This window comes from Pseudoalteromonas sp. QJM3NY_22 (assembly GCF_056173065.1).
In genome coordinates, this window is record NZ_CM149655.1 from 1,128,741 (window position 1) to 1,150,076 (window position 21,336).

General features: G+C 38.1%; 18 protein-coding genes and 2 pseudogenes. 15 read left to right on the forward strand and 5 right to left on the reverse strand.

Annotated features, from left to right (window positions below):
* Positions 1–2: 2 nt before the first annotated feature.
* The 3 genes from AC0VZ4_RS05000 to AC0VZ4_RS05010 all read left to right on the forward strand — a co-directional run bounded on the left by AC0VZ4_RS05000 (position 3) and on the right by AC0VZ4_RS05010 (position 3,481).
* On the forward strand, positions 3–752 hold the full coding sequence (locus AC0VZ4_RS05000; RefSeq protein WP_475441092.1) for an RIO1 family regulatory kinase/ATPase domain-containing protein: 750 nt from the start codon (positions 3–5) through the stop codon (positions 750–752).
* A 292-nt stretch (positions 753–1,044) separates the two neighbouring features.
* Positions 1,045–2,397, forward strand: a complete 1,353-nt coding sequence (locus AC0VZ4_RS05005; RefSeq protein ID WP_008134566.1) for a magnesium transporter — start codon at positions 1,045–1,047, stop codon at positions 2,395–2,397.
* Between the two features lie 22 nt (positions 2,398–2,419).
* A complete protein-coding gene (locus tag AC0VZ4_RS05010; RefSeq protein WP_475441093.1) occupies positions 2,420–3,481 on the forward strand; it encodes a DUF21 domain-containing protein in 1,062 nt (353 codons plus the stop codon).
* A gap of 32 nt (positions 3,482–3,513) precedes the next feature.
* On the opposite strand, the gene AC0VZ4_RS05015 is transcribed toward AC0VZ4_RS05010, so the two are convergent.
* Positions 3,514–4,119 carry a TIGR04211 family SH3 domain-containing protein gene (locus AC0VZ4_RS05015; RefSeq protein WP_008134564.1) on the reverse strand — a complete coding sequence of 202 codons (606 nt, stop codon included), beginning with the start codon at positions 4,117–4,119 and terminating at the stop codon, positions 3,514–3,516.
* A 213-nt stretch (positions 4,120–4,332) separates the two neighbouring features.
* Between AC0VZ4_RS05015 and AC0VZ4_RS05020 the strand changes: the two genes are divergently transcribed.
* Together AC0VZ4_RS05020 and AC0VZ4_RS05025 are read left to right on the forward strand one after the other, a co-directional pair.
* Entirely contained in the window at positions 4,333–5,856 is a 1,524-nt protein-coding gene (locus AC0VZ4_RS05020) for a CYTH and CHAD domain-containing protein (protein WP_475441094.1), read from the forward strand.
* A gap of 59 nt (positions 5,857–5,915) precedes the next feature.
* Positions 5,916–6,224, forward strand: a complete 309-nt coding sequence (locus AC0VZ4_RS05025; RefSeq protein WP_475441095.1) for an SRPBCC family protein — start codon at positions 5,916–5,918, stop codon at positions 6,222–6,224.
* Here the strand turns inward: AC0VZ4_RS05025 and AC0VZ4_RS05030 are convergent.
* The gene (locus tag AC0VZ4_RS05030) at positions 6,203–7,381 is read right to left on the reverse strand and encodes an IS4 family transposase (protein ID WP_050484169.1); all 1,179 of its coding nucleotides are present in this window, start codon (positions 7,379–7,381) and stop codon (positions 6,203–6,205) included. The two genes, AC0VZ4_RS05025 and AC0VZ4_RS05030, sit on opposite strands and share 22 nt — an antisense overlap.
* A gap of 81 nt (positions 7,382–7,462) precedes the next feature.
* Between AC0VZ4_RS05030 and AC0VZ4_RS05035 the strand changes: the two are divergent.
* From AC0VZ4_RS05035 to AC0VZ4_RS05045, 3 genes and pseudogenes are all read left to right on the forward strand, one after another.
* Positions 7,463–7,810: pseudogene (locus tag AC0VZ4_RS05035) on the forward strand (SRPBCC family protein); the annotation flags it as partial.
* Between the two features lie 77 nt (positions 7,811–7,887).
* Positions 7,888–8,697, forward strand: a complete 810-nt coding sequence (locus tag AC0VZ4_RS05040) for a phosphate/phosphite/phosphonate ABC transporter substrate-binding protein (protein WP_475441096.1) — start codon at positions 7,888–7,890, stop codon at positions 8,695–8,697.
* A complete protein-coding gene (locus tag AC0VZ4_RS05045; RefSeq protein WP_475441097.1) occupies positions 8,684–10,912 on the forward strand; it encodes an ATP-binding protein in 2,229 nt (742 codons plus the stop codon). The genes AC0VZ4_RS05040 and AC0VZ4_RS05045 overlap by 14 nt, the downstream gene beginning before the upstream one ends.
* A gap of 37 nt (positions 10,913–10,949) precedes the next feature.
* Here AC0VZ4_RS05045 and AC0VZ4_RS05050 read toward each other — a convergent pair whose 3' ends face one another.
* A complete protein-coding gene (locus tag AC0VZ4_RS05050; RefSeq protein ID WP_475441098.1) occupies positions 10,950–12,467 on the reverse strand; it encodes a S10 family peptidase in 1,518 nt (505 codons plus the stop codon).
* Between the two features lie 279 nt (positions 12,468–12,746).
* Here AC0VZ4_RS05050 and AC0VZ4_RS05055 point away from each other — a divergent pair, with 279 nt between their 5' ends.
* The 3 genes from AC0VZ4_RS05055 to AC0VZ4_RS05065 all read left to right on the forward strand — a co-directional run bounded on the left by AC0VZ4_RS05055 (position 12,747) and on the right by AC0VZ4_RS05065 (position 15,756).
* Positions 12,747–13,970 (forward strand): response regulator, encoded by a 1,224-nt coding sequence (locus AC0VZ4_RS05055; protein ID WP_007376108.1) that lies wholly within the window; start codon positions 12,747–12,749, stop codon positions 13,968–13,970.
* 208 nt (positions 13,971–14,178) lie between these two features.
* Positions 14,179–14,517 (forward strand): P-II family nitrogen regulator, encoded by a 339-nt coding sequence (locus AC0VZ4_RS05060; RefSeq protein ID WP_004587162.1) that lies wholly within the window; start codon positions 14,179–14,181, stop codon positions 14,515–14,517.
* Between the two features lie 9 nt (positions 14,518–14,526).
* Positions 14,527–15,756 (forward strand): ammonium transporter, encoded by a 1,230-nt coding sequence (locus AC0VZ4_RS05065; RefSeq protein ID WP_475441099.1) that lies wholly within the window; start codon positions 14,527–14,529, stop codon positions 15,754–15,756.
* A gap of 146 nt (positions 15,757–15,902) precedes the next feature.
* Here AC0VZ4_RS05065 and AC0VZ4_RS05070 read toward each other — a convergent pair whose 3' ends face one another.
* Positions 15,903–16,109, reverse strand: coding sequence for a hypothetical protein (locus AC0VZ4_RS05070; protein WP_475441688.1), 207 nt, complete (start codon positions 16,107–16,109; stop codon positions 15,903–15,905).
* Here AC0VZ4_RS05070 and mrcB point away from each other — a divergent pair.
* Positions 16,039–18,249, forward strand: a complete 2,211-nt coding sequence (gene mrcB, locus AC0VZ4_RS05075) for a penicillin-binding protein 1B (RefSeq protein ID WP_475441100.1) — start codon at positions 16,039–16,041, stop codon at positions 18,247–18,249. The two genes, AC0VZ4_RS05070 and mrcB, sit on opposite strands and share 71 nt — an antisense overlap.
* Before the next feature lie 99 nt (positions 18,250–18,348).
* Here the strand turns inward: mrcB and AC0VZ4_RS05080 are convergent.
* Positions 18,349–19,175: pseudogene (locus AC0VZ4_RS05080) on the reverse strand (IS30 family transposase).
* A 568-nt stretch (positions 19,176–19,743) separates the two neighbouring features.
* Here AC0VZ4_RS05080 and AC0VZ4_RS05085 point away from each other — a divergent pair.
* From AC0VZ4_RS05085 to AC0VZ4_RS05095, 3 genes are all read left to right on the forward strand, one after another.
* Positions 19,744–20,442: an ISAs1 family transposase gene (locus AC0VZ4_RS05085; RefSeq protein ID WP_475440894.1), complete on the forward strand. Its 699-nt coding sequence runs from the start codon at positions 19,744–19,746 to the stop codon at positions 20,440–20,442.
* Positions 20,402–20,863: an ISAs1 family transposase gene (locus AC0VZ4_RS05090; protein WP_475440893.1), complete on the forward strand. Its 462-nt coding sequence runs from the start codon at positions 20,402–20,404 to the stop codon at positions 20,861–20,863. The genes AC0VZ4_RS05085 and AC0VZ4_RS05090 overlap by 41 nt, the downstream gene beginning before the upstream one ends.
* Positions 20,864–20,936: 73 nt before the next feature.
* Positions 20,937–21,332, forward strand: coding sequence for a carboxypeptidase-like regulatory domain-containing protein (locus AC0VZ4_RS05095; RefSeq protein WP_475441618.1), 396 nt, complete (start codon positions 20,937–20,939; stop codon positions 21,330–21,332).
* Positions 21,333–21,336 lie beyond the last annotated feature (4 nt).

Below are 21,336 nucleotides of genomic sequence, written 5' to 3' on the forward strand. Positions count from 1 at the left end.
TTATGATTGAAAATGATTTGTTAGCGCAATTACAGCAACAATTTCCAGAGCACACTTTTGTGCAACATTGTTTAAGTGTTGTTCATAAAGGACGTTTTGCTAATGCTATTGTTTATCGATATAAAGATGATGGATTTGATTTAATAATAAAAGACTTTAGCCAAAGTCCTTGGTTTATTCGTAAATCGTTTGCACGTATTTCGGTTAACCAAGAATATAAAGGTTTGAGTCGATTATCTGAGTTGGACGCGGTAGCAAATCGTTTTTGCCGTTTATCGCCGATTGCAGTGGCTTATAACTATATAGAGGGCACGTCACTTCGTTCTTTAATTCATCAAGGTAAAAAGCTTCCAGTTGATTTTTTTAGCGAGCTTGAGCGTCAAGTCGCAAAAATGCATCGCAAAGGGATAGTGCATTTAGATTTACGTAATATGGGTAATATTTTATGTGGTGCTGACGGTAAACCTTATTTTATCGACTTTCAGTCAACTATTAGTTTCGCTCGTTTTCCTCGATGGCTACAGCGCTTTATGCGAGGCTCAGATATGTCGGGTGTCTACAAGGCGTGGAGTAAACTTGCTGAACACCCTATGCCCCAAGCTAAGCAAGATTATCTGGAGCATTTTAATCATGTACGTAAACGCTGGATTTTTAAAGGTTACCCAATTCAACGGACGTATGCCTGGGGAGCTGCCTTGGTAACTCAATTCTTAGATTCTGAACTTGTACGCAGCATTACCGACCGCCTTTAAATGTACGCACCTATTTCATTCTTGTTTGCCTATATTAGTTTTTAATATGGGCCTTTTTTTGTAGCAAAAGCAATCTATTTGGATTGCTTATTGTGTTGACTCTCTCCTCAAAAATAATCCCTTTTACTGTTTTTTTAATTTTTTAAAATAAACATTAGTACCGTTTTTATTTTGCCCATACAATGCGCAAAAATAGCCTGTACATGCTTAATAAACTCAAGTTTTCTCAGCAAATTTTTGTTGTCAGGATAAACTGTAAGTAACGTGCATTTTTAAATTTTAAGGTTTTAAAATGATTGAGTATCCGGTTGATCAACTTCCACAACTAATAAATGATTTACTTCAATGCGATACAACAGAACGCAAAAATAAATTATTAGCTGATGCGCAGGTAACACTCTCTACTGAGCATTTATCTTTACTCTTTGAGGCGATACCAAAAGAGCAACGCCTTGAAATTTGGCTATTGCTTGATGAAGACACGCAACATGAAATTTTTGTAAATTTAAGTGAGGATAGCTGTCTATGGTTACTGCAAACGTTAGATGATAACGATGCATTTAAATTATTAGATGAAGTTAATGTAGAAGAGCTGCTTGAACTAGAAGAAGTTATTCCAGAACGCTTTGTTGAGTACGCTAAAAAACAACTCGACGAAGCGCAGATTAAACAATACGAATTAGCACAGCAATACCCACCTGAACAACTAGGTCATTGGTTGGGGTTTGATTTCTTAAAAGTATCAGAGAAATTAACCGCTGGTGGGGCTAAAAAGCTGTTGCATAAAGGTTTGCCACAATACAGTGAAGTTATCTATTTAGTAAGTAGAAAAGGCAGCTTAATAGGTGAGGTTGCTGTTAACGATTTAATAAAAGCGAGTGACACTGACAGTTTAATAGCTTTGGCTAATCATGATTTCTCATCATTACATGCAGATGATGATTTATATGAAGCGGCAGAAGTCGTTATTCACTCAGAGAAAATGGCAATGCCAGTCGTAAACGCAGATAACAAGTTACTTGGCAGATTAACGATTGCCTCAGCGTACGAATTGCGCCAAGAAATTACCGATGAAGCGGCAGCTAAAGCGGGTGGTTTAAGAGAAGACGAAGATTTGTTCGCAAGTGTGCGAAAAAGTGCTAAAAACCGAGGTATTTGGTTAGGCATTAATCTAGCAACGGCGTTTTTAGCATCGTGGTTTATAGGATTATTTGGGGCAACGATAGAGCAAGTGGTTGCGTTAGCGGTGTTAATGCCAGTAGTGGCTTCTATGGGAGGGATTGCAGGAAGTCAAACATTGACCGTTATTGTTCGCGGCTTGGCACTGGGCCAGGTTACCGACTCCAACCGTAAAGCGTTACTTAAAAAAGAGCTGCGCGTGGGGGCTGTAAATGGGTTGGTGTGGGCGTTTGTTATTGGTGCACTTACTTATTTATGGTTTAGCGACATTATGCTAAGTATTACGATTACAGTCGCAATATTATTAAACTTAGTTGCAGCGTCGTTAGCGGGTGTTGTTATTCCGTCTATTTTAGACAAAATGAAAATAGATCCAGCATTGTCGGGGTCGGTAATTTTAACAACCGTTACTGATATTGTAGGGTTTGTAACCTTTTTAGGTTTAGGCAGCTTGTTGTTGCTATAAGCTTTTTTAATAGGAAAATACAATGACTTTTGATGTCATGATTTGGTGTGCAATTGGACTGTGTATTTCACAGTCCGCAATGTTTTCTGGTTTGAATTTGGCGTTTTTTTCGCTAAGCCGATTACAACTTGAAATGGAAAGTACGAAAGGTAACGAAGCCGCTATAAAAATAATGGCGCTGCGTAATGATTCAAATTTTTTATTGTCAACTATTTTGTGGGGTAACGTAGGTATAAACGTATTACTTACTTTGCTTTCTGATTCGGTGTTAATGGGGGCAAGCTCATTTTTGTTCTCAACTATCGCAATTACTATCATTGGTGAAATTACGCCCCAAGCTTATTTTTCGCGTAATGCGCTTAAAATGGCGAGTATGTTGTCACCACTTATAAAATTTTACCAGATACTGTTTTACGTTGTAGCTAAACCAACTGCTTTGGTGCTTGATGCATGGCTTGGAAAAGAAGGTATTACGTACTTTGCTGAAAGCGAATTAAGAGGCATTATTCGTAAACACATTGAAGCTGAAGAGGCTGATGTTCAGCATGTGGAAGGGATTGGCGCACTTAACTTTTTTAGTTTAGATGAGATCAGTGTAACCAAAGAAGGTGAGGTGATTGACCCTGATTCTATAATTGCATTGCCAACAAAACTAGATTTACCGATATTTCCTGAACTTACGTTGACTGCCGATAACGAATTTTTACGTAAGTTACATAAATCAGGTTATAACTGGGTGATTATTACTAATGAAGATGGTTGGCCGTTATTGGTGGTTGATGCAGATGGCTTTTTACGTTCAGCATTGTTTGAATCAGAGGCTTTTGACCCATATCACTATTGCCACAGGCCAATCATTGTTACAGATGAAACCATGCGTTTGAGTGAAGTTATTTTAAAAATAAGAGCAAACCATTCACTTGATAAATCGTTTGATGGTGCCATTGATCACGACGTTGTATTAGTGTGGAGTGATGAAAAGCGTATTATTACTGGCGCAGATATATTTGGTCGATTACTCAAAGGTATGAGCGCACCTAAGCTTGAACTGCATGAAAATACAGAGAACAAAAAGCCGCTATAAAGCGGCTTTTTTGTATACATTCAGCTGTGAGTTTATGCCCAACCTTCGTAGCGTTTACGACGCGACAGCACAATAGTTAAAATAATACCAAAAAACAGTCCTAAAAATGCAATTGCGCCACCATAAGTAAGTAGCTGGCGTTTTTCTTTAGAGCTGGCAGCTTCTTTTTGAGTCCGCTCTATCTCCAGTGTGCTCTTTAATTTAGTTATTTGCTCAGAAAGTTGTTGGTTTTGATCTGTTAATTTTTGATTCTGCTCTTGCAGCTGCGGTAATTCTATTTGAGCTAGGCGTAACTTTTCTTGCATTGTGCCCATTTCACTACTCAGTGTTTGGTATTGTTGATGTAAACCAGCAGTTTGGGTAACAAACTTGGTTTCTATCCAGCCTTCGCGATCTTTATCGTCTTTAATTTTGATAAAACCATTTTCTTCAGCTGATAATAAAGTTAACTTTGTTCCTGCATCTACAGAGCCAAGAAGGCGATAATTTGTACTTGCTCCAGAGCGCATAAAAGTATATAAATTATCGATGATATAAGCGGTTTTTGCATCAGTGGAATTTGCCGCTTGGGCTTCTTCTGCATGGCTCATAAATGTGGTGGCTGTTAAAAGTAGCCCTAATAAGCAGTGTTTTAGCATTTATCTACCTTGTTAATCTAACTGCGTCCATGATGAACGTGATTTTTATTTCACATAAGTAGCCAGATAGTATGGATTTAAGCGCTTAATAGCAAGACTGATATTGTAACCCAGTCATGATTTTAGGCATAAATAAGACTAAAAAATTTGCATTGTGGATGCGCTTTGTTTATTTTGAGCACTTATTTATTTTAAAGGTAATCCGCAGACCAAATGGATACTGAAATAGAACTGAAGTTTTTGGTATCAGATGCCGTAGTTCCACTGATCCCCTCTTTAATTACTCAATTTGCAAAAACGGTTATAAACAAGCCTTCACGCAGTTTGCAAAACTCATACTATGATACACCGAACCGTGAACTTAGAGCGCTTGATATCGGGTTTAGAACGCGTTGTGCGGATACCCAATGTGAGCAAACTATAAAACTTGCAGGTGAAGTTGTTGGTGGGCTGCATCAACGCCCTGAATATAATTTACCACTTGAATCAAATCGACCTAATTTGATGGCATTTAACGCCAACATCTGGCCTCATGGTATGCAAGTTGATTCAATTTCACAAAATTTATACCCCATTTTCAGTACTAACTTTATTCGCCGTACTTGGTTAATAGAGACTGAAACAGGGGCCAAAATTGAAGTCGTACTTGATAAAGGCGAAATTGCAGCGGCTGGTAAAATAGAGATTATTAGCGAACTTGAGATTGAGCTGGTTGAAGGCAGTCGCAACGAACTCTTTGCTTTAGCTGATAAGTTGGTGAGTCAAAACTGTATTCGTTTAGGTTTATATTCTAAAGCGGCACGTGGCTATCGTCTGGCTGATGAAAAACCATTAAAACCAAGTAAATCCATTGGCTTTGTGCAATTGCCTAGTTCACCAAGTCAAGAAAATGCATTAGTTGCAGCAATGAATTTTGGTATCCGGTTTGTACAAAAACATGAGCAATGTTATTTCGATAAACCAAGTTTAAAGACACTGAAAAGAGTAACAGATGGTATTAGTTTAATTCGGCATACTTTTTGGTTGTATGACGATATTGTATCTAAAGAAAGCACAGACCATCTTCGCACTGAACTTAAATGGCTATTAAGTGAGTTAGCATGGGTTGAAAATGCAATTCAGCTTAAAACCTATACCTCTAAACGCCATGCTTTTTATAGAAAAATAAATGCAGCGCCGGCACTTGCACAAGTTATTAATGACTTAAAAGAGCTTCAACCCAGTATTGATGATATCAATGCGCTGTTTCATAGTGCGCGCTATAATCGATTACTATTATCGTTAACAACTTGGTTAATTGATAAGCACTGGCGTAAAGATTGGGGGCAGGTTGAACTTCAAGCTGCAGAAAAGCCAGTTTCATCGATTGCTAATCGTCTGTTTAATAAAGATTGGAAAAACTTACATCATATGCTCCCAAAAGAGCAAACTCTCAGTATTACTGATTATTTAAGCTTGCGTACACAGCTTGAAAATAGCCTACTAAGTGGCAATTGCTTAGGTGCTCTATTTGATAAAGAGGAGCGATTGGAATTTAGGTTGCCTTGGTTGGATATTTCCCATGGAATGTATGAGTTAAGTACGTTGGAGTATTTAAAGCAGTTATGTGCTGGGCAAGAAGATGAGCAACTCGCTAAAATTCAGTTGTGGCTTGAGCAAAAATCTGAGTATTTGGTAAATGCGATGGAGCAAAGCCGGCTTGCGTCATTTGATATAGAACCGTATTGGCAAAAATAATAACAAGGCACTTTTGTAAGCCAAACTTTATTCAAAAGTGCACTTGCTTCTTTTTTTTAATGCAAGCCTTTAATGCGTATGCTAATCCGATTTGGCATTTGTACAAAAATGAGAAAGGGGTAAGCGTATATTATCAAATTCATGATGATGATACGTTTGAAGTTAAAGGCGAGCTAGTTGTAAATGGTGTCACCACCGAGGATTTTTTAGCGTTACTTAGTGATACGCAAGTGGCGCAAAAGTGGATAGAGAACGCCTCGAAAGTTAGTGTTATTAAAATACTGAGCCCCTCAGAAAACCTCGTTTACAGCTATTTTGACTCCCCTTGGCCTGAGGGATCCCCACTTTATCCAGCGGCCTCTTTTTGATAATTAGAAATAAAGTTTTTTAAACTTTTTTCTATATAGCTTTGTGTAATACGTCTCTTACATAGCTTTATGACTTGCTTGGCTAAGGTTAAAAATGAAAGAACTCGGCGATTCTTAACACTATTTGCTTGAAATTTTATATGCCACTTTCTTTTTTCTGCTTCACACCCTATAAACCATAACGCAGTGCTCGCTATTGTGGCTATCAAGCATAATATTCCTATTCTATTTATGCCGGTGCTTTTACTAAAACGCCACGAAAAACCATATCTCAAACTTTTGTCATCGCGGAAATTTTGCTCTATTTGCATTCTTTTGCTATATAAACCAACTACTCGCTTACTCGTCATTGTATTGTCTGATGTCGCGAGTAACCATGGCTCTTTCGCTAAGTTTTGATACATTTTTGTATCTTTCGTAAATCTGCTTTTTCCTTTTCTTCCTTTATTTTTTCCATGATATACGTGTAAAAATGCATCGCATGCTGTCGGGCTGGACTGAGTTAGTCTTGCTTGACCTAACGCCTTTGGTATATCGCTGGCACCAGCCCTAAGTTGTTTTAATGTATGCCATTGTGATTGCATGGCTAGTTTACACTTCATTGAGCCTCTTAATCGACCTATCATATGCCAACCAAGTTCGCGTACTTTACTATACCAAGGCGTAAGAAAGCCGCCGTCTGTTACAATATAGACACTAGGATGTCGTCCAAGCACTTCATAAAGTTCATCTAAAAACAGGCTGTTGGTTGCTGGGCTATCAAAATTCTTCTGCTCAACAATCATGTTATAAATCACGATAGAGCGCCCATCCACAAGTAAGCTTGCTCGCAGTAAGTGATAGTCGTGACCACAGGCACCGCTCCAGTCAACGGCAATTGCAAGCATTGGTAAAGAGTCGATAATAGGATGAGCTAATGCTTTATAGATAGCGACCCTTTCATTGTAGAGGTGAGTATTTTTTAAGAAGCGATCAACGCGTTTTATTTTATGTTTTACATCCACAGCGCCAGACAAATTTCTGCCGATTTCAGTTAAGGTAAGTTTATTGCCCGAAATTAATGCATTACTGCAGCTTAGTAATGTTTTTACTCTGGCATTATTGAATGGCGCTAATGCATGTTTAAAGTACTTATGGCAAACTGATGTGTCAGGCATAGCAGTTGTGACTTATGTGGGTTGTGGTGATTTACATAAGATCATAAATTGCTGTGCCTGTCACGTTTTGGGGATTCGTCAGCCCCTTGGCCTGTTGCAAATAGAGACGCAGTCACGTATTCGTGTTATTCACAATTAACACCAAATCAAAGCCAGCTAGTTATTAAAGCGCGCCCAAAAGAGCTGCCACTTTATAAAAATGTGGTCAGAATTAAAACTTTAAATGCAAAGTGGTTATTAACTCAGCAAGGCAACAATTTAAGCATTGCTTATCAAGTTTATGCTTTATCCGCAGGCATGATCCCTACTTGGCTTAATAATAAAGTAGGTCTGAAAAGTACCTACAAAACCCTGCTCAATCTACATGACATTCTTATTCATCAGAGGTATCAAATAAAAGCGCCTCTGATTAAAGCTGGTAAATGCTGACAGATAAGAATTTTATGGTGACTTACTCAGTCTTTAACTAAGCTAATAGTAATAACACACTCATATTAGGAGAGCTGATGAAGTATGTCGTTGCTATGTTATGTTTATTGCAAAGTTCATGGTTGTTTTCTCAAGAATATACTTTTGGTGTTGTACCTCAGTATGAATCTCAAAAATTGAATGCTATTTGGCAGCCTTTACTCAAACAAGTGAGTGAGCAAACAGGTGTAAAAATTGAGTTAATTACGGTTAAGTCTATACCTATTTTTGAACAGGCTTTTGCTAATGGAGAATATGATTTTGCTTATATGAACCCTTGGCACAGTGTTGTAGCACATGAAAAACAAGGTTATTTACCCTTAATAAAAGATGCAGGGCGATCACTCCAAGGTGTTTTAGTTGTTAATAAAAAAAGTGGTATAGATAATTTAAGCCAGTTAGAGGGAGCTGAAATTGCGTTTCCTGCACCAAATGCACTAGGTGCTTCATTGTTAATGCGTGCCGATTTAGCTTTACTGTATGGACTAAAAATTAAGCCCGTTTATGTACAAACACACTCTTCTGTGTACTTAAACGTAGCACTGAACTCGACTAAAGCGGGAGGTGGAGTTTTAGGTACATTAAAACAGCAACCTAAAAATTTACAACAAAAGCTCAAAGTTATTTATAAAACTCGTGAAATTAGCCGCCATCCAATTGTTGCTCACCCGAGAGTTGCAAGTGAAATACAACTTAAGGTACAGCGTGCTTTTTTAAATATAGGCGAAAGTGATGAGTATAAACACTTATTTGCAGGGATCCCAATTATAGAGCCCAGTATTGCGACCTTAGCGGAGTATCAACAATTAACTGAATGGGGGCTAAGCGCATTTTATGTTGAGAATTAATTGGTGGCGTAGTCTGCGAGTACAAAGCTTTGTTGCTGTAATAACATTTGGTTTTTTATTGGTTTGTCTTTTTATTTTTTACGCACTACCAGAGCAAGCTCGTTGGGTTAACGAAGGACTTTCTAAAACCGCACAACGGTCACTGCAACAACTCTCTACTTCAGTAACAACTCCTTTGCTTACTCGCCAATATGCCGAACTTTACGAGCAGATTGATAGCCAGCTAGAAATTCAACCGAATTGGAAAAGAATCCAAGTTATAGATGAGGTAACAAAAAACCAATTGTATCCATTGGACACTTGGCAGGGCACAATTGAGCGTAGTGATGTTGTACTAAGTCAGCAGGTTTTATTTTTAGATAAACCTCTAGCAAAAATTATTTTAGTCGCTAATTTCACTAACGAAATAAATGAATCCTCAAAGCTGCATTACACACTAATATACAGTCAATTTACCATACTCGTTATTTTTTTCATGGCACTTGCTTGGTTAGTTGATTATCGAATCACAACGCCTTTGCGCAGACTGGAATTTGCTTTTTCAAAGCTCGCAAAAGGCGATTTTAATTGTCATGTTGATAGGCAACAAAAGAATGAAATTGGCAGTGTTATCAATGCATTTAATAAAATGGCTATTGAAGTTCAAAGTAATCATCAAAAATTGAATAGGCTGCGCATTGAGGCTGAATCGGCAAGTAAAGCAAAGTCTGATTTTATGGCAAGTATGAGCCATGAATTACGCACTCCGTTAAATGCTATTTTAGGTTTCGCTCAGTTATATGAATATGACGAATTTGCTAATAATATACAAAAAGGTAACGCCAAAAGTATTTACCGAGCTGGTGAACACTTACTATTATTGATTAATGATGTGCTTGATTTAACGGCTATCGAGTCTGGAAATATGCAATTTAATTTTGATTATGTGCCTATCAAACCACTTATCGAAGATTCTGTGGAGCTTGTAAGTGAATTAGCAAAAGCACAGTCAATGACTCTGTACACTGAAGGGTTCGATTTACTTAAAGGACTAAATTTTTATATTGATAAACGTCGCTTTAAACAAGTAATGTTAAATTTACTCTCTAATGCGATTAAATATAATAAACGAAATGGTGAGATTTACATAAGTTGTAAAATTTTAAATAATCAGCAGTGTGAAATTAGCGTTGCTGACACAGGGTGTGGCTTTGCAAATGATGATATTTCTCGATTGTTTAAACCTTTCGATCGATTAGGTGCAGAAACGAGCAAGGTCCATGGCACAGGTATTGGACTGGTCATTACCAAGGAGTTGGTTGAGCGCATGCAAGGAAAAATATCAGTACAAAGTGAATTAAATAAAGGATCGTGCTTCAGTTTGACGTTTAATACTTTTGAACAGGCTGGTTTTTCTTCTAATTCAGATGCTTGCGTAATCAAAGATAAAAACTTTTCAGCAAATTCTTTGCCTATTTTAGATGTATTAGTTGCTGAGGATCAGATTACCAATCAACAAGTATTAAAGCAGCAATTAACAATACTCGGTGTGCGCTCAACTTTTGTAAGTAATGGAGAGCAGGCTTGGCAAACATTACAAAACAAGCACTTTGATGTTTTACTTACGGATATCCAAATGCCTCTTTTAGATGGTTTTGAGCTAACGACAAGAATACGAAAAGATAGTCGTTTCGAACTTTTGATCATTATTGCCATTACAGCCAATATTGTTAAAAAGAATTTAGACGATTGCCATAAAGTAGGTATGAATGGTTTTTTAACTAAGCCTGTTGAGTTAGTGAAACTTAAATCACTTTTAATTAAGCACACGAAAACAGTGGTTAATTCTGAGGTTAAAACCAATCAAAAGCCTGAAACAGCGACTCATTCGTTTGATCAACTCGACTTATCCGTGTTGCGTGCAATGCTCGGAGATGATCCCGCAGTACATTGCATGGTATTTAATGCATTTTTGCAAACAGCAGGGGAGCAAGTTAAGTTGATACGTGAGTATGCAAGCTGCGATGACTTTACTGGCATAGCATTTCAGGCCCATGGCTTAAAATCATCATCAAAATCAGTGGCGACGATACGACTTGCAGATATATGTCAGGAAGTTGAAACTTTGGCAGAAAATAAAAGTGTCCAAGGCAACTTAATTAAAGAGTTAGAGTTATGTTTTAACGCTGTGATAGCTCAGTTAAGTCATTATTGCCAGCAATATGAAAATAAATAGGTGGCTCAATAAGAGCCACCTCTAGTAAATTTAGAGATTAGTATTTTGCGGCTTGGCCTTCTTTAGGCAAGGCATTTTTAATAAAGTTACGCAGGTCATTATTAGAGCTTTCTAGATCAGCATGGCGAAGGTACATCATGTGCCCGCTTCTATAGCCCTTAAAACTCAAACGTTCCCTCATTTTTCCGCTAGGATCTAACTGCCATAACGTGTATTTAGCATCAAAGTAATTGGTTGCGCCATCAAAGTACCCTGATTGGATCATAACGTTTAAATAAGGGTTTTGCGCCATTGCCAAACGAAGGTTTTCGCCAGTATTGTTACCCGTTCTATCCCAAGGGTGAACATTACCGAATAAGTTATATTTTACATCTGTTTTATAGTTTAACTCTTCACGTAAGTAGTAATTAATTGCAGGGGTAAAAGAGTGTAACCATGACGTAAGTTCAGCCCAGTAATCAGGAGACTCACCTGCGCCTCGTTTATCCATCCCCAAATAGCGAGAGTCTAGACGCCCTAAAGTTTGACCACGTTCACGTAGTAATTCTTTCCAGAAAAACTGGGTTGGAATATCTAAGTTATTTTGCTCAACAAATTTTTCTGATAAGCCAGTATAGTGCGCCATTTTTGTAATTATACGACGTTTTTCATCTGCATTAATAAAGCCACCTTTAGCAAGGGCTGGGATTAACTCATTTACAGTAAATAGCTCAACTTCTGGTAATAGCTCGTCTAAGTCTTTAGCTTGTAAATCGGCTTTAAGTGCTTTGTGATACCAAGCAGTTGCAGCGAAGTAAGGTAGGCGGTTGGCAGCTTTTATTGGGCCATCGCGCTTAATACCAATATCGGTAGGTGATACGAGTACAACACCGTTAATATACATCCACTGACTGTTTTGAAGCTCATGAGCTAAACCCGATACACGTGTTGTGCCATAGCTTTCGCCAATTAAAAATTTAGGCGAGCGCCAGCGCTCTGCTCTATTTACAAAAGTATTTAACCATTCAGCAAGGTATTTAATATCGGCATTTACACCAAAAAATAGCTCTTTTTGCTTTGCTTTAGAAAGGAGTTCGCCTTTCTCATTTTCAAGTACGCGAGAATAACCGGTATTTACCGGGTTTACATAAACAATATCGGCAATATCAAGCACTGAGTAAGGATTATCTTTTACGCCATAAGGCTGAATAGGGTAACCTTCGTCATCAATTTTTAATACTCTAGGCCCAGTATAGGCAAGGTGCATCCATACTGATGCAGAGCCGGGACCACCATTAAAAGAAATGAGTAGTGGGCGAGTTGTTCTGTCGTCTACTTTGTCACGGGTATAGTAGGTATATTGAAGCGTTGCAATCGCATCGCCTTTATCATCCCACACAGGTTGCGTACCTGTGGCAACTGTATAGCCAAAACGTTGGCCGTTAATTTTGGCTTTGTGTTGAGTAATTACTTTACTGTCAACATCTATACGGCGTTGGTTATCTGCAAGTGAGGCAGTACTGAGGACTAAGGTGATAATAGCGATTGGTAAACTGATAATCCGACAAAGCGTCATGAGGTATCCTTATTATTGTTGATAGGCTATTAAAAGCAATTACTAGCTAAATAACAAAAGTATTGAGACTAGTGACCGATATTTTTGGTTGAATAAGTAATAATGTGCTTTTAGGTTAATTTATAATTTATTTATTTAGCTACTTATAAAAATCCGGTATATTTACGTGCCAGCTTATTATTGACTCTTTTGTATGATTTTATACCGTGAGAATGAAGTGGTGATATTTTGTACTTGCGGCTATACCGCAAAATTAATCAGAAGTTAAGAGAAGGGTCTATGCAAAGAGTATTAGTGGTCGAAGACAGTAAAGTAGTACAGCAGGTTCTACGCCACTTAACTGCACATTATTTAGACGTTACTGTCGATTTCGCTTGGTCTTTAGCTGAATGTGAAGCGAATGTTGAAAAACATAAATACTCACTTGCTCTTGTAGACTTAACGTTGCCTGATGCACCGAACGGGGAAGTTGCAAAATATACCTTATCTAAAAAAATCCCAACCGTTGTACTGACGTCAAAAATTGATGAATATAAACGCCAGCAAATGCTTGAGTTAGGGGTTGTCGATTACGTAATAAAAGATAATCGCGATTCATATCACTACGCGGTGAAGTTGGTAGCACAGCTTCTGCGAAACCAAGGGTGTAAAGCATTAATCGCAGATGATTCTGTATTGAGTCGTTCCTTGATGAAGCAAATGCTCGAAAAGCAATTATTTGATGTAACAGCGGCACACGATGGTCAACAAGCGCTTGATATCTTAAAGGCAGACCCTGACATTAAGTTACTGATGACTGACTATGCAATGCCTACAATGGACGGTTTTGAACTAGTTAAAGCGGTGCGAAATTTTAGAGGCCGTGATGATTTAGCGATTATAGGATTATCGGGGGCTGGAAAACATGGTTTATCAGCCCGCTTTATCAAATATGGCGCGAACGATTTTTTAACAAAACCGTTTATGAATGAAGAGTTTCATTGTCGGGTGTTACAAACAATGGAACAGCTTTCGTTAATTGCAGATATCAAAGAGAGTGCTTTTAGAGATCATTTAACGGGTCTTTATAATCGACGTTATTTTTATCAATATGCAGAAAAATTATTAAAAACTAAAAATCAAAATAACACCTTAGCTTTACTTGATATCGATCTTTTCAAAAACATAAACGATACATTAGGACACGAAGGTGGTGATCAAGCGTTAAAGCAAGTAGGAGCACTGATTCGTTCTGCATTTGCTAACTTTACTGTTGCGAGAGTTGGGGGGGAGGAATTTGCCATTATTTTACCTGATATAGGGCTAGCTAGAGGGCGCGAATATCTCGAAGCATTTAGAAAGAAAATGGCAATGTATGATTTTTCTATCAGCGATCGGTCATTCACTATTACTACTAGTATTGGTTTAGCCGAATTTCAAAACACCAGCTTAAGCGATGCAATGCGCGTTGCAGACACTGCTTTATACGAAGCTAAAAATAGAGGACGCAACTGTATTGTATAAATGCATTATTGCTTTTAATTGGTGCAGAATCATCTAATGCACCAATGTAGCTGGCTTGTTAAAAAAACGCACCTAAATGGTGCGTTTTTTTTGTCTTTTTTTTGGGTTTTGTAGTTAAGTTATTGTTTAATAATACTATAAAATAGTGGCACAAAGGTTGGATTGTATTGGCTAACAGGATAACAATAAAGAGTCCGAGGGGGCCGCTATGAAAATGATTAGTGCAATCATAAAACCATTTAAATTAGACGACGTGCGTGAAGCACTCGCTGATTTAGGAATTGAGGGGATGACAGTAGTTGATGTTAAAGGTTTTGGACGTCAACGAGGTCATACAGAATTGTATCGTGGAGCTGAATACCAAGTAGATTTTATTCCTAAGATCAAACTTGAAATTGCAACTCGTACTGAAAATTGTCAACGCGTTGTTGAAGCAATTACTAAAATTGCATCAACAGGTAAAATCGGTGATGGTAAGATTTTTGTATACGACTTAGATCAAATTGTCCGTATCCGTACTGGCGAACTTGACGAAGAAGCAATTTAAGGAGGTCTCATGGAAAATACAATAATAGAACTAAAGTTTTCACTCGATACCTTCTATTTTTTAATATCAGGTATATTAGTAATGTGGATGGCAGCAGGTTTTGCCATGTTAGAAGCGGGCTTAGTTCGCTCTAAAAACACAGCTGAAATTTTAACTAAAAATGTCGCGCTGTATTCAATTGCATGTACGATGTTTTTATTAGTTGGCTACAACATTATGTATGTAGACAATGCCGAAGGTGGTTTTATTCCTTCAATAGGCGCTTTAATTGGCACACAAGCTGCTGATGCTGACCATTCTTTAGAATCTGACTTTTTCTTCCAAGTAGTATTTGTTGCAACGGCTATGTCGATTGTATCGGGTGCAGTTGCTGAGCGTATGAAACTATGGGCTTTCCTTGGCTTTGCTGTAGTACTAACTGGTTTTATTTACCCTATTGAAGGTTACTGGACATGGGGTGGTGGTTTCTTATCTGAAATGGGCTTTGTAGATTTTGCAGGTTCTGCAATTGTACATGGCGCAGGTGCAGCTGCTGCACTAGCTGGTGTATTAATCCTAGGTGCTCGTAAAGGCAAATATGGTAAAAACGGTGAAATATACCCAATTCCAGGCTCAAACTTACCACTTGCTACACTCGGTACATTTATTTTATGGATGGGTTGGTTTGGCTTTAACGGTGGTTCTCAATTACTACTTTCGGATAAAGAAAACGCAACTGCGGTAGGTCAAATATTACTTAATACTAATGCAGCTGCTGCAATGGGTGCTATTGCTGCACTGTTTGTATGTAAGATACTTTGGGGTAAATCAGATTTAACCATGGTATTAAACGGTGCATTAGCAGGTTTAGTTGTAATTACTGCTGACCCACTTTCACCTTCTCCATTAATGGCATGTTTACTAGGTTTACTTGGTGGCTCATTAGTTGTGTTTAGCATTATAGCACTTGATAAAGTTAAGATTGACGATCCAGTAGGTGCTATCTCTGTACACGGTGTGTGTGGTGCATTAGGCATTATGTTAGTACCGCTAACCAATGCTGACGCAAGCTATGTTAATCAGCTAATAGGTCTAGTATGTATTCTTGCATTTGTATTTGTAGCATCATTTATTGTTTGGACTGTGCTTAACAAAGTAATGGGTATACGAGTAACTGAAGAGGAAGAACTAAACGGTATGGATCAACACGATTGTGGTATTGAAGCCTACCCAGAGTTTGTTTCTGTTCGAAATAGCTAATAGTTTATTTAAATAATAGTGTGTTTACACAAAGCCCTACTTCGGTAGGGCTTTTTTTGTTTCAGGGGGGGTTAACTTTTCGGATGTTAGGATATGCCCAATATGCTAAGCTCACACTCGTGAATAACCCTTGGAATAAATTACACTTAAATGGCCGACAATAACAAAACACCTACCAGCAAACCTGCAGCTAAACGTGCAAGAAAATCATCAAGCACGACAAAAAAAAGCACCTCAAAGGGGCGTAAAAAAACAGTTAAATCCACTGTTAAGCGCTCTTTTATGCGAAAAACATGGTCAGTGTTTTGGAAATTCAGCTTGGCTGTTTTTATTGCAATGGCAATGTATTTCATTTATCTAGATTCAAAAACAACACGTATATTTGAAGGTAATAAATGGCAACTTCCAGCGCAAGTGTATGCTCGTTCAATGGAGTTTTATCCGGGGCAATTTTTATCAAGCCAAGAAGTTGTGTTTGAATTAGAGCGTTTACATTATTCATCTGTTAATAGGCTGAGCCGAACAGGGCAGTTTGTTAAAACAGCAGATAGCATCAAGATTTATCGCCGTGATTTTGAATTTTATGATGGCCTTGAAGAATCCCATATTATTGAACTTCGTTTTTCAGGGCAAAAAGTAGCTACTATTAAAGATAAGTTTGGTAGGCGTTTAAATAGTGCTCGCTTAGAACCGGTGCAAATAGCCCGCATTGGTAACGATTCTAAACAAGATAGAGAATTTGTGCCATTGGATAAGTTTCCGGCAATGTTAAAAGATACTTTACTCGTTGTTGAAGACCGTAATTTTTATGAACACCATGGTGTATCTGTTTTTTCTATTTTACGTGCACTTTATACTAATATTAGAGCTGGGCGTACAGTGCAAGGAGGTAGCACACTTACCCAGCAGTTAGCTAAAAATATTTACCTAACGCGTGAGCGTTCTTTAATGCGAAAAATAAATGAGGCATTCATTGCCCTTATTTTAGATTATCGCTATTCAAAAGATCAGATTCTTGAAGCTTATTTAAATGAAGTCTATTTAGGGCAGTCATACAACCAAGGCATCCATGGTATGGGGCTTGCCTCTGACTTTTACTTTTCAAAGCCTGTAGACGAGCTTGAGTACGATCAAATTGCTTTACTGGTGGCAATGGTTAAAGGCCCTTCTTATTATAATCCTCGTCGTTACAAAGAGCGCACAATGGAGCGCCGTGATTTAGTGCTTCGCCTTATGGTTGAAAACAAGCTACTTAGCACAAAAGAGTACCGTGCATCACTTAAACGTCCAATTGATATTGCACCAATGAAAGCTAGTTTACAAAAATCATATCCGGGCTATTTAGAGTTAGTAAACAGAGAGTTAAATAAATTGTTGCCTGATCAGCAAACACTTGATGCAGGCGTAAGAGTATTTACTTATTTTGACTTGCAAAAACAAACAGCAATGGAAGAATCTATTGAAAAGAGCTTACCGTACTTGGAAAATCGCCCTAGAACTGAAAAACTAGAAGCAGCCATGATCTCTGTTAATGTAGAAAAAGGCGGTGTTTCTGCACTTATTGCTGGGCGTGATGTACGTTACTCAGGGTTTAATCGTGTTTTAGATACAAAACGTAATATAGGCTCGCTGGTAAAACCTGCCGTGTATTTAACGGCGCTTCAGTTACCACATTATAATTTATCAACACTGCTTGATGATTCACCGTTGCAAGTAACAAATGAGCAAGGGAAAGTGTGGCAGCCTGAGAACTTTGATCATCAATACCGTGGTGCAATCCCTCTTTACAAAGCATTTAGTAACAGTATTAATATTCCTGCAGTAAATTTAGGGCTTGATATAGGTGTTGATCAAGTGGCAAAAACATTAAAAGGGTTAGGTGCTACCGGGTCTATAGACGAGTACCCGTCTCTGCTTTTAGGAGCTGTTGAAATGTCGAGTCTTGAAGTCGCTCAGCTTTATACAACTATTGCTGCTGATGGCGAATATAAAAAGCTCACTGCAATTTCGGCATTAACTGACTCGGTTGGTAAAGTACTTTATAAGCATAAAGTAAATGCAGAGCCTCGTTTTGATAAATCTGCAATGTATATGACCAAATACGCGATGAAACGCGTAACGAAAGATGGCACTGCTAAACGCTTAAATTTACACTTTCCGTCAATCCAGCTCGCTGGTAAAACAGGGACCAGTAACGATTTACGTGATAGTTGGTTTGCAGGCTTTGATCAAAATACAGTGACTGTTGCGTGGCTTGGTCGAGATGACAACAAAAGCACAGGTTTAACAGGCAGCGTAGGCGCATTAGAAGCGTATATTCGTTACTTAAAACCACTTAACCCACAAGCAATAGCTGATACTCGTCCACCATCAATACGCTGGGCATTTGTAAATGAGCAAACGGGTAAGCAGGCACCACCAGGATGTGGCAAGGTGATTCAGCTACCGCTTAGAGCGAGCGAGTTCGAGCCTAGGCCGCAATGCATACGTTAATAAAACAGAGCCCTTAATAATAAAACCGCTAACTCAGCGGTTTTTATTATATTTAGCTTAACTATCTAGCAGTTCGAATCAGCAATTAAATATGCGGATTCAAATCTGAAGTGCATAACGTTTAGGCGGCTTTAGCGCCAAGTTATCCTGCATCAATTTTGCAGGCGTTTCAAATCCAAGTGTCTTCCTCGGACGATTATTAAGTTGCTCAAGTACTGGTATAATTTGCGCTGGTGTTACCGCTTTAAAATCTGTGCTCTTCGGCCAATACTGACGTAGTAATCCATTCGTGTTTTCATTCAATCCGCGCTCCCATGAGTGATAAGGGTGAGCAAAATAAACAGGAACACTTAAAGCCTCTGTGATTTGCTCGTGATAAGCGAACTCTTTTCCATTGTCAGCCGTGATGGTATGAAGCGCTGACCTATATGGCCTTAATCGTTCTATCGTCGCCGCAGTGACGGCTTGTGCTGTTTTGCCTGCCCTCGGTTTGTCTTACCATGACTGCGCTTGTGATATTTCTTACCGTGTCGGCGTAGATGTAGGTATAACTCACCACCTGCTTTTTTATTTTCCCAGATATATAGATAAATGCATTCATGACTGACAGATTGTTTATTTTCCTTGCGCAACCATCCCGTTATTTGTTCAGGACTCCACTTCTCATTAAGCTTCTGGGTAATTAAAGCCATCATTTCAAGTGTCATCTTAAGTGGTTTTCTTGCACTTCTTCGGCGAGACAAAGCCCGCTCATGAGCTTGTTTGTATCTGTAACCTCGCTTGCCTGTATTTCTAGAAAGCTATCTTGAAATCGTAGATTGCGATAAATTAGTTAGCTCAGCAATACTTTGTTGCGTAAAACCGCTTTTCTTTAGAACAGCGATCTGGCATCTTTGCTCATAGGTCAGTTGTTTGTAATGTCTCATTGTAAAATCTCTTGCCGGAGAAAAAGCAGTTAGCTTATGAGCAACTGACCACTTAATCTAGTCAAAACAAGTTATGCACTTACAATTTGAATCTAGGCCATGTTTTTTAGAAATTATTTAAAAATTAGTGAGTATAACTAAAATAAAAATAGCATTATTCGAGATTAAAAAAACTTTTGTAAATAATTTGTTGACGTTGCGGTTATTTAAATTATTGCCGGTTGATATTCTATTTTGTTTCTTTAAATTAACACTTTAAATTTTATATTATACAAATAAGCACGCTCAAATCGTTTTAAGTTTTTGTTTTTATTTGTTTTTAATTTTATCTTAGATTAATTAATATATTTACAATTTGTACTCTTTTGTTACTCTCTGTATGCATTTTATTTAAAGTGCTAAAATAATTATAAACTTTACAGGGATAAGAATATGAAAAATATATTCAAAAAAAATCTTACAGCAATAGCGGTTCTTGCTTCTCTCGGGGTTACTCTCAGGGCAAGATCACGAACTTTACCTTGACTTAAAAGTATGATCTTATACTCCTTTTTTAAGGAGCATCCCCATGTCTAACATTCAGCTATTTAAATATTTCGAATCAATCGACGACCCTCGCCAACAAGGTAAAGTTGTTCATAAACTATTTGATATCATATTCTTAGCTGTTAGCGCTGTTGTTTCAGGCTGTCAGGGCTGGGAAGAGATTGAAGATTTTGGTCATGATAGACTAGATTGGCTCAGAAAATATGTTCTTCTTGAACAAGGGATCCCTCGCCATGACACAATTGCTCGTGTAATGAGCCGTATTGACATGACGCAATTCCAAGATTCCTTTTCTTCTTGGATGAAAGCCTGCTCCAAATTAACTCAAGGCGGTGTAGTTGCTATTGACGGTAAACGATTGAAAGGTTCATTTAATCAGTCAGATAGACGCGATGCGCTTTATATGATCAGTGCATTTGCATGCGAAAATGGTGTTGTTTTGGCACAATGCCCTGTTGATAAAAAGTCGAATGAAATAAAAGCGTTGCCAGAGCTGCTTGAATTATTAGAGATAAAAGGCTGCTTAGTAACGATTGACGCTATGGGGTGTCAAAAATCAATTGCAAAAAAAATAGTTGGTAAAGAAGCCGATTACTTACTTGCGGTAAAAGCAAACCATAAAAGGCTACTGTCACAAATAGAAGATGTGTTATTACCTGAGGTAGCACGACAAGCATCTGATGGGCTCTTGTTTAACGAAGCCGATTATCAAAAAAAATAGAAAAGAATTTAGGTGCTGTGCAGTGAGCCATAACGTGAGCGGTTTATCAGAAACGATACACTGGGAAGGTGTAAAAACAGTGGGTGTTATTGTTTCTTATAGAAAAGAAAAAGGTAAATTAAGCAATGAGTTATGCTATAGATACTATATTAGTTCAGCGAATTTAACAGCGGAAGAACTCGCGAGAGGAGCACGACAACATTGGCAAATAGAAAATGGATTACATTGGCGTTTAGATGTAGGATTTAAAGAAGATGAGTGTCGAATTAGGCGCGAAGGTGCAGCACCTGTATTTGCGGGGCTGAGACACATCGCATTTAATCAGCTAAAAGCAGAAAAAAGCTTTAGTAAAGGCATGCCCGCAAAACAGAAAAAAGCTATGCGCAGTACAGCCTACCTTGAAAAGGTACTGAACGCATAGACTTTTTTCATGCTCTTGCCCTGGGGTTACTCTCCCAGCAGCTGCATCTGATGTTGTAGGGTCTATTAATAATATTTCTACTACTGCAGGGTATACAGTAAAAGTCAAAAACCCAGCAACAGGGTTAGAAAGAACACTAAGTATTTCTGATGATGGATCTTTTCGGTTTGCATCTTTACCTTCTGGTAGTTATCAAATACAAATTATAAAAAATGGTGCTGTTGTTGCAGAAGATAACGTTCGAGTTTCGTTAGGAGCAAATGCAAGAGCCAGTTTTGATTTAGCTCAAGTTAGTGACTCTGGGCCTGAAGTAATCCAAGTATTAGGTGCTCGTATATCTTCAATTGATTTAACTACAGCTGATTCGGGGTTAGTAATTACTGATGCTGAAATAGACCGTATGCCTATAAACAGGAGCTATAGTCGTTTCTGGTGTATGAGAAAAAGTCATTGCGATGTAATCTGTTAATTGA